General features: G+C 66.5%; 14 protein-coding genes. 6 read left to right on the forward strand and 8 right to left on the reverse strand.

Features of this window, described 5'->3' with window-relative positions; all coding sequences use genetic code 11:
* Positions 1–121 precede the first annotated feature (121 nt).
* The 4 genes from J2Y55_RS19275 to J2Y55_RS19290 form a co-directional block, all read right to left on the reverse strand.
* On the reverse strand, positions 122–1,132 hold the full coding sequence (locus J2Y55_RS19275; RefSeq protein ID WP_310156842.1) for a YcjF family protein: 1,011 nt from the start codon (positions 1,130–1,132) through the stop codon (positions 122–124).
* Positions 1,133–1,145: 13 nt separating this feature from the next.
* Complete coding sequence (locus J2Y55_RS19280) at positions 1,146–2,591, reverse strand: YcjX family GTP-binding protein (protein WP_310156843.1); 1,446 nt, start codon at positions 2,589–2,591, stop codon at positions 1,146–1,148.
* 169 nt (positions 2,592–2,760) lie between these two features.
* On the reverse strand, positions 2,761–3,288 hold the full coding sequence (locus tag J2Y55_RS19285) for a SixA phosphatase family protein (RefSeq protein ID WP_310156845.1): 528 nt from the start codon (positions 3,286–3,288) through the stop codon (positions 2,761–2,763).
* Between the two features lie 9 nt (positions 3,289–3,297).
* Positions 3,298–4,017 (reverse strand): TetR/AcrR family transcriptional regulator, encoded by a 720-nt coding sequence (locus J2Y55_RS19290; RefSeq protein WP_310156847.1) that lies wholly within the window; start codon positions 4,015–4,017, stop codon positions 3,298–3,300.
* A 102-nt stretch (positions 4,018–4,119) separates the two neighbouring features.
* Between J2Y55_RS19290 and J2Y55_RS19295 the strand changes: the two genes are divergently transcribed.
* On the forward strand, positions 4,120–5,385 hold the full coding sequence (locus J2Y55_RS19295; RefSeq protein ID WP_310156850.1) for an ABA4-like family protein: 1,266 nt from the start codon (positions 4,120–4,122) through the stop codon (positions 5,383–5,385).
* Positions 5,386–5,391: 6 nt separating this feature from the next.
* On the opposite strand, the gene J2Y55_RS19300 is transcribed toward J2Y55_RS19295, so the two are convergent.
* The gene (locus tag J2Y55_RS19300) at positions 5,392–6,237 is read right to left on the reverse strand and encodes an AAA family ATPase (protein ID WP_310156853.1); all 846 of its coding nucleotides are present in this window, start codon (positions 6,235–6,237) and stop codon (positions 5,392–5,394) included.
* A gap of 213 nt (positions 6,238–6,450) precedes the next feature.
* On the opposite strand from J2Y55_RS19300, the gene J2Y55_RS19305 reads away from it, so the two are divergent.
* On the forward strand, positions 6,451–8,241 hold the full coding sequence (locus tag J2Y55_RS19305; protein ID WP_310156855.1) for a cation:proton antiporter domain-containing protein: 1,791 nt from the start codon (positions 6,451–6,453) through the stop codon (positions 8,239–8,241).
* On the opposite strand, the gene J2Y55_RS19310 is transcribed toward J2Y55_RS19305, so the two are convergent.
* The gene (locus J2Y55_RS19310) at positions 8,180–9,292 is read right to left on the reverse strand and encodes a glycosyltransferase family 4 protein (protein ID WP_310156857.1); all 1,113 of its coding nucleotides are present in this window, start codon (positions 9,290–9,292) and stop codon (positions 8,180–8,182) included. The two genes, J2Y55_RS19305 and J2Y55_RS19310, sit on opposite strands and share 62 nt — an antisense overlap.
* Complete coding sequence (locus J2Y55_RS19315; protein WP_310156859.1) at positions 9,292–10,122, reverse strand: UDP-2,3-diacylglucosamine diphosphatase; 831 nt, start codon at positions 10,120–10,122, stop codon at positions 9,292–9,294. Before J2Y55_RS19315 ends, J2Y55_RS19310 begins: the two co-directional genes overlap by 1 nt.
* 124 nt (positions 10,123–10,246) lie before the next feature.
* On the opposite strand from J2Y55_RS19315, the gene J2Y55_RS19320 reads away from it, so the two are divergent.
* From J2Y55_RS19320 to J2Y55_RS19335, 4 genes are all read left to right on the forward strand, one after another.
* Positions 10,247–11,026, forward strand: coding sequence for an SDR family oxidoreductase (locus tag J2Y55_RS19320; protein WP_310156861.1), 780 nt, complete (start codon positions 10,247–10,249; stop codon positions 11,024–11,026).
* Between the two features lie 186 nt (positions 11,027–11,212).
* Entirely contained in the window at positions 11,213–11,650 is a 438-nt protein-coding gene (locus J2Y55_RS19325) for an ABZJ_00895 family protein (protein ID WP_310156929.1), read from the forward strand.
* A gap of 146 nt (positions 11,651–11,796) precedes the next feature.
* On the forward strand, positions 11,797–12,720 hold the full coding sequence (locus tag J2Y55_RS19330) for a DMT family transporter (protein WP_310156863.1): 924 nt from the start codon (positions 11,797–11,799) through the stop codon (positions 12,718–12,720).
* A 135-nt stretch (positions 12,721–12,855) separates the two neighbouring features.
* Positions 12,856–13,476: a helix-turn-helix domain-containing protein gene (locus tag J2Y55_RS19335; protein ID WP_069692390.1), complete on the forward strand. Its 621-nt coding sequence runs from the start codon at positions 12,856–12,858 to the stop codon at positions 13,474–13,476.
* 84 nt (positions 13,477–13,560) lie between these two features.
* Here the strand turns inward: J2Y55_RS19335 and J2Y55_RS19340 are convergent, their stop codons facing one another.
* A complete protein-coding gene (locus tag J2Y55_RS19340; RefSeq protein WP_310156865.1) occupies positions 13,561–14,466 on the reverse strand; it encodes a LysR family transcriptional regulator in 906 nt (301 codons plus the stop codon).
* Positions 14,467–14,532: the final 66 nt, after the last annotated feature.

Raw genomic sequence — 14,532 nt, forward strand, 5'->3', positions numbered from 1 at the left:
CATGGCCTGTGCCATGCGTTTGAGCCTTATTCGTCAAAGACTTGGATGGTTTCCGAAACGTAGCGCGGCGGTTTCGACCGGGCAAAACCGCCGCAGCCCGGCAATGTTTGCCGGGCTGCGCTCAGCTCTCAGCGCCGGCGCCGCGCCAGCCCGACAGATCGCCGGCGACATCCGATAGGGATGGCGGCCGCGCCTCGACGAAAGGCAGCGGCCGACACACCGCCAGTGCCGCCAGCCCGATGCGGGCGGTCAGAAGCCCGTTCAGCACGCCCTCGCCCAGCTTGGCGGAGAGCCTGGCCGCGAGCCCCTGCCCGACTACTTGCTGGATCACCGCATCGCCGGCCGCGATGCCGCCGGTGACGACGAGATGGCCCAGGACCTGACGCGCCAATCGCAACAGGCCGAGCGCGCCAGGCCTGCCGGCATAGATGCCGGCGATAGAACGCAGCAGCCTGGCGCAGGCGACGAGCACGAAGATGATATCGACCAGAGCGCGCGGGCTCACCGCCGTGACCAGCGAAACGCGCCGCGCGGCCTGCGCGATCTGCGCCTGGGCGGCTAGGTCGAGCGGAGCCATCAGGCTGCGCTCGGCGATGGCCAGCACGTCGCGCGCCGCGAAGAGCTGCGGCAGCGCCTCGTCGAGCGCAGCCCGGCCCTTCGCCGTTTCCGGACGCGAGGCGTAAAGCGCCTTGAGTTCGCCGGCGATCGCCTTGGCCTCGCCGGTGCTGCCTCCCGCGAGAAGAGCCGTCGCGCGCAGGCGCAGCGCCTCGACCTTGCGCTCGCGCAGGATGTCGCTGAGGACGCGGGCCAGCATCACCAACAGTGCAAGCGCGGCGAAACCGGCGCAAACCAGCGCCGCATAACCGAGCACCGGGTTCTGCGTCATCAGCGCAGTAACGGTGTTCTCCACCCAGACGCCGACCGCGAGCGTCAGGAACCCCGACAGGCCGGCGACGAACACGCTGCCCCAGGAGAAACGCCGCCGCGCCACGGGAGCGGCAGTCGGCTCGGCGGCATCGAAGGGCTCGCTCTCGGGCAGAATGGCGACGTTGATTTCCCGGATAGCCCCGTCGCCACCCGCATCCGGCGGTTGTGGATCCAGCCGAACCGCGCGGGGCGCCTTGCCCGTCATGACAGAAGCTCCTTCATGCGAGCTTGTCCCCGATCAGGAATTCGAGCGCCCGGTCGAGCCGGATCTGCGGCGGTGGCCGGGTCCGCCCGCCGGCATCGGGCGCGACCAGAGGCGGCCGGAAGCGCGGCGCGCGAATCTGCCAGCGCACTGCCGGATCGAAGATCGCCTCGGGGCGCTCCGGCAACTCGCCCGGAAAGATCGCCGCCTCCGCCACGCCGTCGAAGATCTCCTCGCCGATCTCCTCGCCAGCCTCCGGCACGCCGGCGATCGCCGGCAATTCGTCGCGCCCTTCCTTGATCCGGACCTCGCGCGTCGCGCGCACGGCGGCGAGCGCCATCGACTCGACCCGTGCACCCGCTCCTTGCGCCCGGGAGGCCGCCCTCGCCACGAGATGCGACATCACCGCCGCCAAACGGTCATGGCTGGCATGGTGGATATGGTCGGCCTTGGTCGCGGCGAAGAGCACCCGCTCGATCCGGGGCGCGAACCAGCTCGACAGCCAGGAATTGCGGCCGACCTGGAAGGCCGCCAACGCCTGTCCTAGCGCCGTCTCCAGATCGGCCAGGGCCGGCGCGCCGGCATCGAGCGCCGCCAGCGCATCGACCAGCACGATCTGCCGGTCGAGGCGGGCGAAATGATCGCGGAAGAACGGCGCCACGACGACGCGCTTATAGGCCTCGAAGCGCTCGGCCATCAGCCCGGCCAGCGTACCGGGCAAAGGCTCGGTGTCATGCCCGAGGTCGAGCGGCGCAAAGGTCAGCGCCGGTGAGCCTTCGAGATCGCCCGGCATCAGGAAGCGCCCTGGCGGCGTCACCGCGACCGCCTCGGGATCGGCCCGCAGCGCCGCGAGATAGGTCTTGAAGACGATGCTCGCCGCTTCCGCCGCGAGCTCGTCGGCCGGCCCCGCCGGATCGCGCCCGGCCAGGTCCGCAAGCCAGCCTGAGGCGACGGCACGGCGATGCGGCTTGCGCGCATCGGCCACGGCCTGGACCGACCAGGCCTTGTAGTCCTGGCCCATCAAGGCGAGATCGAGCAGCCATTCGCCGGGATAGTCGACGATGTCGAGCGTCAGCGTCGCCGGTCCCTTGAACCAGCCGGCGGCGCGCTCATAGTCGATCTCGACGCGCAATTCGGAGATCCGCCGCGTCGAATCGGGCCAGCGCCGTTCGGGACCGTTGAGCGCAGCGCGGTGCGCCTCATAGGGAAAGCGCGGAATATCGGGATCGGGCTGCGGCACCAGCCTGACCCGCGCGATCCGCCCCTCAGTCGCAGCCTTCAGCACCGGCAGCTTCGCACCCTCGATCAGGTTCTGGATCAACGCCGTGGTGAAGACGGTCTTGCCCGAGCGCGACAGGCCGGTGACGCCCAGCCGCAGGCGCGGCCGCGCCAGGCCAAGCAGGCTGTCGCCAAAGGCAAGCGCGGCGTTGCGGGCCTCGTCGAGATAGGAGGGCTGGCTCATGAGCAAACGCGGATTGGCATGCGAGGCAGGGATGGCTCGATACGCCGGCGGGGCGAGCAGGCTGGCGCGGCCGTCGAGAACCGGAGCGGAGCGGACATCTGTCCGAGAGCACCGGAAGCGCAGACGGTCGCGTCAGACGGCCGCTCCGGTGGATGGATCGAGCCATCCCTCACTCGTCGGGGCCTTCGCCCAAGGATGCTGGCGTGACGAAACGGTCGAGCCGGCCGCCGCGCGGGCCGAGATCGCGCCAGTCCTCGATCGCGAAATCAAGCACGGCGAGCCCGCAGGTCGGATATTTCTGGCTCATCCGTGCCGAGGCGTAGCGGTCGCCATGGCCGGCCAGCATCGCCGCCAGCTCCTCGAAGCCGGGGTTGTGACCGATCATCAGCAGCGTGCGGACGCCGGGATCGACCTCCTGCGTGGTGTGCAGCAGGCGTTCCATCTTGGCCTCGTAGATGCGCGGCTCGATATGACTCGCCGGTTTCTCCGGCAGCATCGCCGCCACCAGATCCCAGGTCTCCAGCGTGCGCCGTGCCGGCGAGATCAGCACGAGGTCGGGCAGCAGCAACTCATCGGCGAGATAGCGCCCCATGACAGGGGCCGCCTCGCGTCCACGTGTCGCGAGCGGGCGCTCACGATCGGCCACCCCGGTGGGCCAGTTCGACTTGGCATGGCGCAGGAGCATGAGGCGTCGCATCTGCGCAACCTAACCATCCCCCCGCGGTTTTGCGAGAGCTTCCGGCTGCAGCGGATCGAGCGTCCGCAACGCCGCGATCAGGATCGCCACGAGCTGCCGCGAATAGAGCGCGAGCAGCGCCTCGCGGCCTCCCTCCTCCGCCAGGAAATCGAGCTGAGCGTCGATCATGAGCGTGGTGAAGCCATGCGTCACCGACCAGACGAACAGGATCGCCGCGAGGTCGGGCTCGCCGGCGAAACTCGGCGGATGGCGGGCGAGCAGATCTTCTCCACTCTCGTGGCCCAGTTCGTGGCGTGTTTCGCGCACCAGGATGCCGAAAGCGCGGCCGGCCGCGCGCTTGAACGCAGGCTCCTCCCAATTCAACCCCATCTGGCCGAAGACGACGCGAAACCGCCCGGGCTTGTCGAGCGCAGTTGCGAGATAGGCATCACAGATCGCAGCCATCCTGTTGCCGTTCGCGCGGTGCGAGGCAGCCTCGGCCGCCACCTCCATCGCGTCGGACAGGCCATCGAAGCCGAGCGTCGCGATCGCCGTCAGCAAGCCGGTGAGATTGCCGAAATGATGCGCCGGCGCGGCTGGCGAGACCCCCGCCCGGCGCGCGCATTCGCGCAGCGTGAATCCGGCCAGGCCCTTCTCGGCCAGCACGGCTTCGGCAGCCGTGATCATCGCCTGCCTGAGGTCACCATGGTGATAGCCGCCGCGAGCGGAGCCAGCCTCGATCTTCGTCATTCCCAATTCGCGATCTGAACATCGTCAAAATCAATCTTGACGTCGTCAAGATAGCGATTTATCACGACGCCGCAACTTAACAACGTTCAGATGGAGGACATGATGCTGCCGGTGACGCTCGACGACGCCTTCATGCTGGGTTCCCGCCTGGCGATCCTGGGCTGGCTCGCCCTTCTCCTGCTGCCGCGCTGGCGCGGCCTCTCCGCGATCCTCGCCGGCACCATGATTCCAGCTGTACTGTCGCTCGGCTACTTCGTGCTGATCGCCGTGTTCTGGAGCGAGGCGAAGGGGGATTTCTCTTCATTGGACGGCGTCGCCGGGCTTTTCGCCTCCAGGCCGCTGCTGCTCGCCGGCTGGCTGCACTATCTCGCCTTCGACCTCTTTCTCGGCAACTGGATCCTGCGCCGTTCGCAGGAGGAGGCGATCCCGCATCTGCTGATGGTGCCGGTGCTGCTGATGACCTTCCTGTTCGGGCCGATCGGCTACCTCGCATTTCTGCTGCTGGAGACCTGCTTTCGCCTGGCGCGAGAGGACCGGATCGCCCGTCTCCAGGCCCGCCTTCCGGCTTGGCTGCCCGATCTCGAACTCGAGCCGCGCCTCACCGTCGCCGCCTTCGCCATGCTTGCCCTGGCCGTGCCGACCGTCTTCGCCTGGCTGATCGACATCAGACAATTCCAAGGCGTCGATACCTGGATCAAGCCGCTGAAATTCGAGGTCTCGGTTGCCTTCTATCTGCTGACGCTGGCGCTGTTCCTGCCGCTCGCCAGCGAACGCTTCCGTACCACATGGGCCGGGCGCTACATCGTCTGGCCGGTGATCGTGCCGATCATCCTCGAAGTGCTCTACATCGCCTGGCGCGCCTCGCGTGTGGAAGCCTCGCACTACAACAGCGACAGCACGCTCGGCGCAGTGCTCTACACGCTGATGGGCGTGGGCGCGGTGATGTTCACGGTCGCGCCCGGCTTCCTCGCCTATGGGCTTGCTCGCCGTGACTCCGCGCCGATGCCAGAGGTCGTGCGCTGGTCACTCGTCGCCGGCCTCGCCCTCACCTGCGTCTTCGGCCTGCTGAGCGGCGCCCTCCTCGGCTCGAGCGCCACCGGTCACTATGTCGGCACGCAACCAGCCCCGCATCCGGCCGTTCCGTTCTTCGGCTGGTCGCTGGCGATCGGGGATCTGCGCATCGCGCATTTCTTCGGGCTGCACGCGCTGCAGATCATTCCTGCAATCGGCTTGCTGCTCTGGCTGGCAATGAGGCAGGCCAGAGCCGGTCTCGTAGCGCTCGGCTTAGTCTCGACCGCCTATGCCGTCGTCACCACGATCGCGCTTGTCGCGGCTCTGCGGGCACGGCCGTTGCTGGGGCTCGGCTGAACCGCCTCAGCGGCTCTCCCGCCGCGTCATGAAGGCGAGCTTCTCGAACAGCGAGACGTCCTGCTCGTTCTTGAGCAGCGCGCCATGCAGCGGCGGGATCAGCTTGCGCGGATCGCGCTCGCGCAGCATCTCGGGCGTCATCTCGTCGGCAAGCAGAAGCTTGAGCCAGTCGAGCAATTCCGAGGTCGAAGGCTTCTTCTTGATGCCGGGAACCTCGCGCACCTCGAAGAACAGCTTCAGCGCCTCCTCCATCAACCGCTTCTTGATGCCGGGGAAATGCACCTCGACGATTGCCTGCATCGTCTGCGCATCGGGGAAGCGGATGTAGTGGAAGAAGCAGCGCCGCAGGAAAGCGTCGGGCAATTCCTTCTCGTTGTTGGAGGTGATGATCATCACCGGCCGCCGCGCCGCCCTGATCGTCTCGCCGGTCTCGTAGACATGGAACTCCATGCGATCGAGCTCGAGCAGCAGGTCGTTGGGGAACTCAATATCGGCCTTGTCGATCTCGTCGATCAACAGCACCGGCCGCTCGGCCGAGACGAAGGCCTCCCAGAGCTTGCCGCGCTTGATGTAGTTGGCGATGTCGGAGACGCGCGCATCGCCGAGCTGGCTGTCGCGCAACCGGCTGACCGCATCGTATTCATAGAGCCCCTGCTGCGCCTTGGTGGTCGATTTGATGTGCCAGGTGATCAGCGGTGCGCCCAGCGCGGCCGCGATCTCCTCCGCCAGCACCGTCTTGCCGGTGCCGGGTTCGCCCTTGACCAGCAACGGTCGCTCCAGCCGGATCGCGGCATTGACGGCAACCGTCAGATCCTCGGTCGCGACGTAGTTCTCAGTGCCTGCAAAACGCATCGTCGATCCCTTTGAAAGATGCCGCAGACGCTAGCGCAGGATCGCCGAAACCGGAAACCCGCTTCCCGTGAAGTCCTTCATGAATCACGGGGCGTAACGCCGCATGCGCAAAGCCTAGTTCCTGCATGATCGCGGGCCTCCGGCGGTTGTATTGCCGTCGCGTAACCCGCAAGCTCCCGGGCCTCTTCTCACCGCCGACTCGCAAGGACTGACGTGGCCGGAACTGTCGACCCTTCCGTCTATAAGGACGCCATCGTCGTGCTCGCCACGGCCGGCGTCATCGTGCCCTTCGCCAAGCGATTCAAGGTCAATTCGGTCGTCGCCTTCATGGCTTGCGGCGCACTGCTGGGGCCTTTCGGCCTCGGCGGGCTCGCCTCCTCGGTCCCACTGCTGAGCAGCATCACCGTGGCGAAGGCCGAAGCCCTGGCAGGGCCGGCCGAACTCGGCGTCGCCTTCCTGCTCTTCGTCATCGGGCTCGAGCTGTCCTTCGAGCGCCTGATGACCATGCGCCGGCTCGTCTTCGGCCTCGGACTAGGCCAGGTCGCGCTCTCGGGCGGCGTCATCGGCGGAGTGGCCTATTGGCTTGGGCAACCGGCGGCGGCCTCGCTCATCATCGGCTTCGGCCTCGCCTTGTCATCGACCGCCATGGTCGTCGAATTGCTCTCGGCCAAGCGCCGCATGACCTCGTCGGCCGGCCGCGCCAGCTTCGCCATCCTGCTCTGCCAGGATATCGCCGTCATCCCGCTGCTCTTCCTGGTCAGCGTGCTCGGTGCGCAAGCCGATGGCGGCTCCCTGCTGGCGGGCCTCGCCCAGGCCCTGGTCCAGGCCTTTGGAGCGATCGCCGCCATCGTGGTGATCGGCCGGCTGGCGCTGCGGCCGCTGTTTCGCTTGGTCGCTTCGACCGATTCGTCGGAGAGCTTCATGGCGGCGACATTGCTGGTCGCGCTCGGAACCGGCCTGATCGCCGCAGCCGCCGGCCTGTCGATGGGGCTGGGCGCCTTCATCGCCGGCCTGCTCCTGGCCGAGACGGAGTATCGCCGCGCCATAGAGGTCACGATCGAGCCGTTCAAATCGTTGCTGATCGGCGTGTTCTTCCTCACCGTCGGCATGGGCGTGAACCCGGCCGATCTCGCCGCCCACCCCTTCGCCATCCTGGGCATCGCGATCGGCCTGTTCGCGGCGAAATCCCTGCTCGTCTTCGGGCTGGCGCGCCGGTTCAGGCTGTCACGCGCGACCGCGCTCGAAACCGCGATCATGATCGGGCCCGGCGGCGAGTTCGCCTTCGTGCTGTTCGGCGGCGCGGTCTCGGCCAAGCTGCTCTCGCAGAATGCGGAGAGTCTCGTGCTGGCCGCCGTCTCGCTGACCATGGTGGTGCTGCCGCTCTTGGCCCGGCTGGCCAGGGCTTTGTCGCAGCGACTGGCCGTGCCCTCGACCCTGCCCGACGAGGCCAAGGTGCTGCCGCCGGACGATCATTCGGCGCGTGCCATCGTCGTCGGCTGCGGCCGCGTCGGCCGGCTCGTCGGCGCAATGCTGGACGAGCACGGCAAGCCCTATATCGCGATCGATTTCGACCCTGCGCTGGTCGCAACCCAACGCAGGGCCGGCCGGCCCGTCTTCTACGGTGATGCCGCGAATCTGGACTTCCTGCGTCTCAGCGGCCTCGACGAGGCGACGGCGCTGATCGTGACCCTCGACAATCCACGCGCGGTCGATGCGACCGTGCTGGCCGCGCGCACGCTCAGGCCCGATCTGGTGATCGTCGCCCGTGCCCGCGACGCCAGCCATGCCCGCCATCTCTACCAGCTCGGCGTCAACGATGCGGTTCCCGAGACGATCGAGGCGAGCCTGCAGCTCTCGGAAGCGGCTTTGGTCGGGCTAGGCGTGCCGATGGGCCTCGTCATCGCCTCGATCCATGAGCGGCGCGATCAGTTCCGCACCGAACTCAAGCCCGCAGACGCTCCGGCACAGGCCCTTCCGCGGGACGCACGCTCGCGAAGGTTGTGACGCTCTGCAGGGGCGCGCAGGGCGGCTCGTTGCGCAGCGCCTGCCCCGGCGGCTGCGCCACCCGCTGGATATGCCCGTAGAACTGCTCGGCGCTGCGGCGCCAGCTGTAATGCGAGGCAAGCTCCAGGCAGATCTCACGCGGGATGCGCAGCGCCGCCAGCGCCGCCGCCCGCAGATCCTCGCTCAGCACGGCAGCCCCGCTGCCTGCGAAGACATCGCTCGGCCCCTGAACCGGGAAGGCCGCGACCGGAAGGCCGCTGGCCGCCGCCTCGAGCAGTACGATGCCGAAGGTGTCGGTCAGGCTCGGAAATACGAAGACGTCGGAGGAGGCGTAGATCGAGGCCAGATCCTCGCCCTCGCGCGTACCGAGGAAATGCGCGTCCGGATAAGCCCGCTGCAGATCGGCCCGCGCCGGCCCGTCGCCGATCACCACCTTGCTGCCGGGCAAGCGCAAGGAGAGGAAGGCCTCGAGGTTCTTCTCGACGGCAACCCGCCCGACGCTGAGGAAGATCGGCCGCGGCAGGTCGAGCACGCTCACCGGGCGCGGATGGAACAGCCCGAGATCGACGCCGCGCCCCCAGCGCACGATCTTCTCGAAGCCATGCTGTCTGAGCTCGGCCTCGACCGACGCCGTCGACACCATGATCGCCTCGGCCGGACCATGGAACCGACGCAGGAAGCGGTAGCTCCAGCTTTCGGGAATCGGCCAGCGCGCCGCGACATATTGCGGAAAGCGCGTGTGGTAGCTCGTCGTGAAGGACCGCTTCTGGGCCAGGCAGACGGCACGCGTCAGCCAGCCGATCGGTCCTTCCGTGGCGATGTGGATATGGTCCGGCTTGAACTCCGCGATCCGCGCGGCAACCGCCCGGCGCGTCGCCAGCGCGATCCTGATATCGGGATAGGTCGGCAAGCCGATCTGCCGAAAGCCTTCCGGCGTTAGCACCTGCGGCGTCACGCCGAAGGCAGGCCCCGCCTCGAACATCCGCTCCAGCGACCTGACGACCCCGTTGATCTGGGGGCGCCAGGCATCCGTCGCGATCAGCAGGCGCATCACGCGGCCTCGACGAGCGCGGCTGCCGGCTCCGGGCGCACCTTGACGACGACCGGCACCGGTGCCTCGCCCTTCAGTCGGTATTGTGGCCAGCGGATCATCTCGAAGCGTCCGTCATGGTGCTCGACGAAGGCGGTACAGCTTTCGACCCAATCGCCGGTGTTGATATAGGTCAGGCCCTCGATCTCGCGATGCGCGGCGTGGTGGATATGCCCGCAGATCACGCCGTCGGCATGGTGCCTGCGCGCCTCGGCAGCCAGGCAGGTCTCGAACTCGCCGATATAGTTGACCGCATTCTTGACCTTGAGCTTGGCCCAGGCCGAGAGCGACCAATGCGGCAGGTGCAGCCGGCGGCGCACCTTGTTGACGACGGTGTTGCAGGCAAGCGCGACCGTGTAGGCCCAGTCGCCCATCAGCGCGAGCCATTTGGCGTTGCGCACGACGAGGTCGAACAGATCGCCATGGATCACGAGCAGGCGCTTGCCGTCGGCGGTCTCGTGGATGATCTCGTCGACCAGCGTGATGCCGCCGAACTGCAGGCCAGCGAAGTCCCGCAGGAAATCGTCGTGATTGCCGGTGACGTAGATCAGCTTCGAGCCTTTGCGCACCTTGCGCAGCAGCTTCTGGATGACGTCGTTATGCGCTTGGGGGAAATACCAGCCGCTCTTCAGCCGCCAGCCATCGATGATGTCGCCGACCAGATAGATCTGCGGCGCGTCATAGGCGCGCAGGAATTCCAGCACGAGATCGGCCTGTGCGCCGCGCGTGCCGAGATGCAGATCGGAGATGAAGATGCTGCGAACCTGCTTCGCCTCGTCATCGTCGCTCATGCCCGCTTGCCCGTTCCGTTGCGATGCTGTCGGCGTTTGGCTGATTTGCGTTGCGCTTTGATGACGGAACCAACGATCCGTGCTCTGGCTCGCTTTCGAGGCAACTAGTTTCCGGAGAAAAATCATGGATCTTGGGATTTCCGGCCGCACGGCCATCGTCTGCGCCTCCAGCAAGGGTCTTGGCCGCGGCTGCGCGCAAGCGCTCGCCGAGGCTGGTTGCATTGTCGTGGTCAATGGCCGCGACGCAGCCACGCTCGAAGCCACCGCGAGCCAGATTCGTGCCAGCACCGGCGCGACGGTCATCGCCGTGGTGGCTGACGTTTCGACACGCGCTGGGCAGGACGCTTTGCTCGCGGCGGCGCCCGAGCCCGACATCCTGATCAACAACAATGGCGGGCCTCCGCCGAAACCGTTTCGCGATGTGTCTCGCGAAGCGCTGCTCGAAGGCGTCATCCAGAACATGGCGACGCCGCTGGAGCTGGTTCAGCGTGTCGTCGACGGCATGATCGCGCGGCGCTTCGGCCGCATCGTCAACATCACCTCGGCGAGCGTGCTGACGCCGCTGACGGGGCTCGACGTCTCCTCGGCGGCGCGTGCGGGGCTGACGGCCTTCCTCTCCGGTGTGGCGCGCGAGGTGGCGCATGCCAACGTCACCATCAACAACGTCCTGCCCGGATCCTTCGACACCGACCGGCTCAAGAGTGGAACGGCGCGAATGGCTGCCATCAAGAGCATGACGCCGGAGGACTTCGCCGCCGCTCGCAAGGCCGAGATCCCGGCCAGGCGCTTCGGCACGGCCGAGGAGTTCGGCAATGTCTGCGCCTTCCTCGCCAGCCAGCATGCCGGCTATATCACCGGCCAGAACCTGCTGATCGACGGCGGCGTGTTCAGGGGCAGTTTCTGAGCCGCCGCCCGGCCATCCCCGCGATCATCGAGACAAGGATGGCCGCCGAGCAGCAGCCCATCAGGCCAGGACACCAGAGTCAGACAAGACATGGTCGTTGACGCCGCTAGGGCGGCTCGCTATCGCCCGCCCCGGAAAATGGCCGGAACGAACATCTGCGGAGACGGGAAAATGCTCAAATATGCGATGGTATTCGGCGGCATATACTTGCTTTGCATCGTCATTTCGGTCGCGGCTTCGAGCCTGCTGAATTTTGATCTGCCCTCTTCGATGGGCATCATCATTCTGATCGCCGCGCTCACCGCCCCCGTGCAAAGCTTCGTGAAAGACCATCAGCGCGTCTTCACCACGGGCGAGCGGGTGCTCTTCGCGGCCTGGATCGGCATTGCCGTGGTCGTGCTCAATCTCTGCCTGGGACTAGCGTTTCTCTACGGCGTCGACGCCCTGCTTGGCGGGACGAACCCGATCAAGGCCATGCTCGCCCAGGCGGCAAGGAGCGGAATTTCCGCGCCAGTCGCCTTTCTCGGCATGGCGGCGATATCCTTCGTGGTGAGCTGGATCGTCACCTTCCTCTTCGCAGGCTTCTATGCGCGGCAGAACCTGAAGCGCCTGCGGGCTTCGTAGATCCATCGCGCCCGCGGCCATGGAGAAGCCCACTCGCCGCCTATCAGGGTTGCAGAGTTGACGCTTTGAAGCGCGGGCTGGACATGATCTAAGGGAGCGGTCTTCTACAAGACCCTCCCTCCCTGCCCTCCCTCAGCGCCGGTCCGTTGTCACCTCTCCTCGGCATTTGCCTGAAGCTCTTCTCGGCCTTGGTCTTCACCTTGATGGCGGCGGGCGTGAAATCGATCGCAGGTCGCTACCCGACGGGCGAAATCGTCTTCGTGCGATCCTTCTTCGCCCTGATTCCCCTGCTCATCTGGCTCGCCTGGCAAGGCGGCGTCGTCACCTCGCTGAGGACCAGCAATCTGCGCGGCCATCTCAAGCGTGGCGTCATCGGCTCGACCGGCATGTTCTGCGGCTTCGCCTCGCTGCAGTTCCTCCCCCTCTCCGATTCGATCGCGATCGGCTATGCCGCGCCGCTCGCCGTCGTCGTGCTGGCCGCCGTCATCCTGAAGGAGCGCGTGCGGATCTATCGCTGGAGCGCGGTTACGATCGGCTTCGCCGGCGTGCTGATCATGCTCTCGCCCTATATCAGCGGCGTCGGCAAGGGGCTTGCTCCCGGGCCGGCCTTCGGCGCGGCGATCGGCCTGGCCGGCGCCTGCTGCTCTGCCTTCGCCTCGATCGAGGTCCGGCAATTGACCCGCAGCGAGGGCACCGGCGCGATCGTGTTCTATTTCATGCTGATGACCAGCGCGCTCGGGCTCTCCACTGCGATGTTCGGCTGGCACATGCCGAACCTCCAGGATGCAGCGATGATGCTGGCGATCGGCATTCTCGGCGGCCTCGGCCAGATCTTCCTCGTCCAGGCCTATCGCTATGGCGACGCCTCGCTGATCGCCCCATTCGAATACTCGACCATGCTCTGGGCGGTCGCGATCGGCTGGTTCGTCTTCGGCGAGTGGCCGGTGACCGCCGTGCTGATCGGCGCGACGATCGTCATCACCTCGGGCATCTATGTGATCCTGCGCGAACAGCAGCTCGGCCTGCTCCGGCGCGAGCAGCGCGAAGTCGGGTCGACGCGCACCACCTGAGGCCGGCGCAACCGCGAGCTTCGGCTTGCCGCTTGCATCAGGAACTTGCCGCTTGCATCAGGAACGGGCATTGTCCGCTTAGACAAACAATCGTTCGCCTCCGCAAACGACAGACAGGTAAGACGGTCAAAACGCATGGGTATCGAGACCAAGGAGCGCGGGGGCCGGGAGCTTGAATCCGGGGCCCAGATCGTCTCCGGGCAACTCGGAAAGACGATTCAGCGCCTGCGCAAGGCCTATAATCTCTCGCTTTCGGAACTCGCCGAGCAATCGGGCGTGGCGAAGTCGATCATCAGCCAGATCGAGCGCAACGAGACCAACCCGACGCTCGCGACGATCTGGCGGCTGTCGCAGGCGCTCGACATCTCGATCGAACGCGTGCTCTCCAGCGGCGAGGAAGAGCCCTTCATCGACAAGACCAGCCGCAGCGACACGCCGATCCTGGTCTCCGAGGACGGCAAGCTCAGGCTCGCCATCATCGGCTGGATCAAGACCGTCGAATGGCTGCAATGGTACGAGATCCAGGCCGAGCCGGGCGGCGAGCTCGACTCGGAAGGTCATCAGCGCGGCTCGATCGAATCGCTCTCCGTCACCTCGGGCGAGTTCGAGGTCGAGGTCGGCGACATCATCCAGCGCGCCAAGGCCGGCGACACGCTGCGCTATCGCTGCGACCGTCGCCACATCGTCCGCTGCGTCGGCGACCAGCCCGGCTCGGCGCTGATGGTGTGCATCCTCAAGGCGGCGGTGATGGAGTAAGGGCCAGCCTACGGCTTGCTTGTCACCGCGGAATTTCTGCAGGCCCTCGGCACACGCCGGTCCGCCGCGTGAGCCGATGCGCGCTCATATCTGCCTTCCGCCAGCCCCTGCCGCAAGGCGCGCGAGCACGAAGCGGATGAAGCTCAAGACCTTCTCGGGTCGACGGCGATCGGACAAATACAGCATGTGAACCGACTGCGATGGCGGGGTGAATTCCGGCAGCACTTCGACGAGACGGCCGGCATCCAGATCGTCCGCAAGCATCTGCGCCGAATGGAGCACGATGCCGAACCCGCCGACCGCCGCCCGCCTCGCAGCTTCCGCGTCGTTCACCAGAAGACGGGGTTGCACCGCGATCTCGATGGCTTCCCCACCACGTTGCAGCCGCCAGAAACGACGCGCCTCCCACTGACGAAAGCCGATGATCTCGTGAGCCGCGAGATCTTCCGGCACGAGCGGTATCCCTGCGGCGGCGACATAGATCGGGCTGGCCGCCAGCTTCAATCGATATGGCGGGAGGCGGCGAGCGACGAGCGCGTCGTCGTCGATCGAGCCGATGCGGAAGCCGATCTCGAAGCCCTCCTCGATGAGATCGACCTTTCGATCGGTCAGGACGAGGTCGATGGAGATATCGCGATAGCGCTGGAGAAAATCGACGATCAGAGGTGAGAGCACGAGATTGCCGAAAGTCGGCGGGGCCGTGACGCGCAGCATCCCCTTCGGCTGTTGGAGCATATGTTCCGCCAGCGCGTCGGCCTGAGCGACCTCGTCGATTATGCGCAGACAACGTTCGTAGAAAGCCTCGCCCAGCAGTGTCAGACCCTGCCGGCGCGTCGTCTTGATGAGCAACTGCCCGCCGAGATGCTGCTCGAGGTCGGCGATGTGCTTGGCGACCATGGTTGCGGAGATTCGGCCCGCCTCCGCGGCCCGGCGGAAACTGCCGAGATCAACCGCGTTCACGAAGGTCCGCATGCTGGTCAGGCGATCCATTGCACACCTATGGTTCTTTCTTTAGCGACCTGTTGCCAGCATATGCGCCCAAAGGGTCGTGCTAAC

It is taken from the genome of Allobosea sp. BE125 (assembly GCF_031456075.1).
Classification (GTDB): Bacteria; Pseudomonadota; Alphaproteobacteria; order Rhizobiales; family Beijerinckiaceae; genus Allobosea.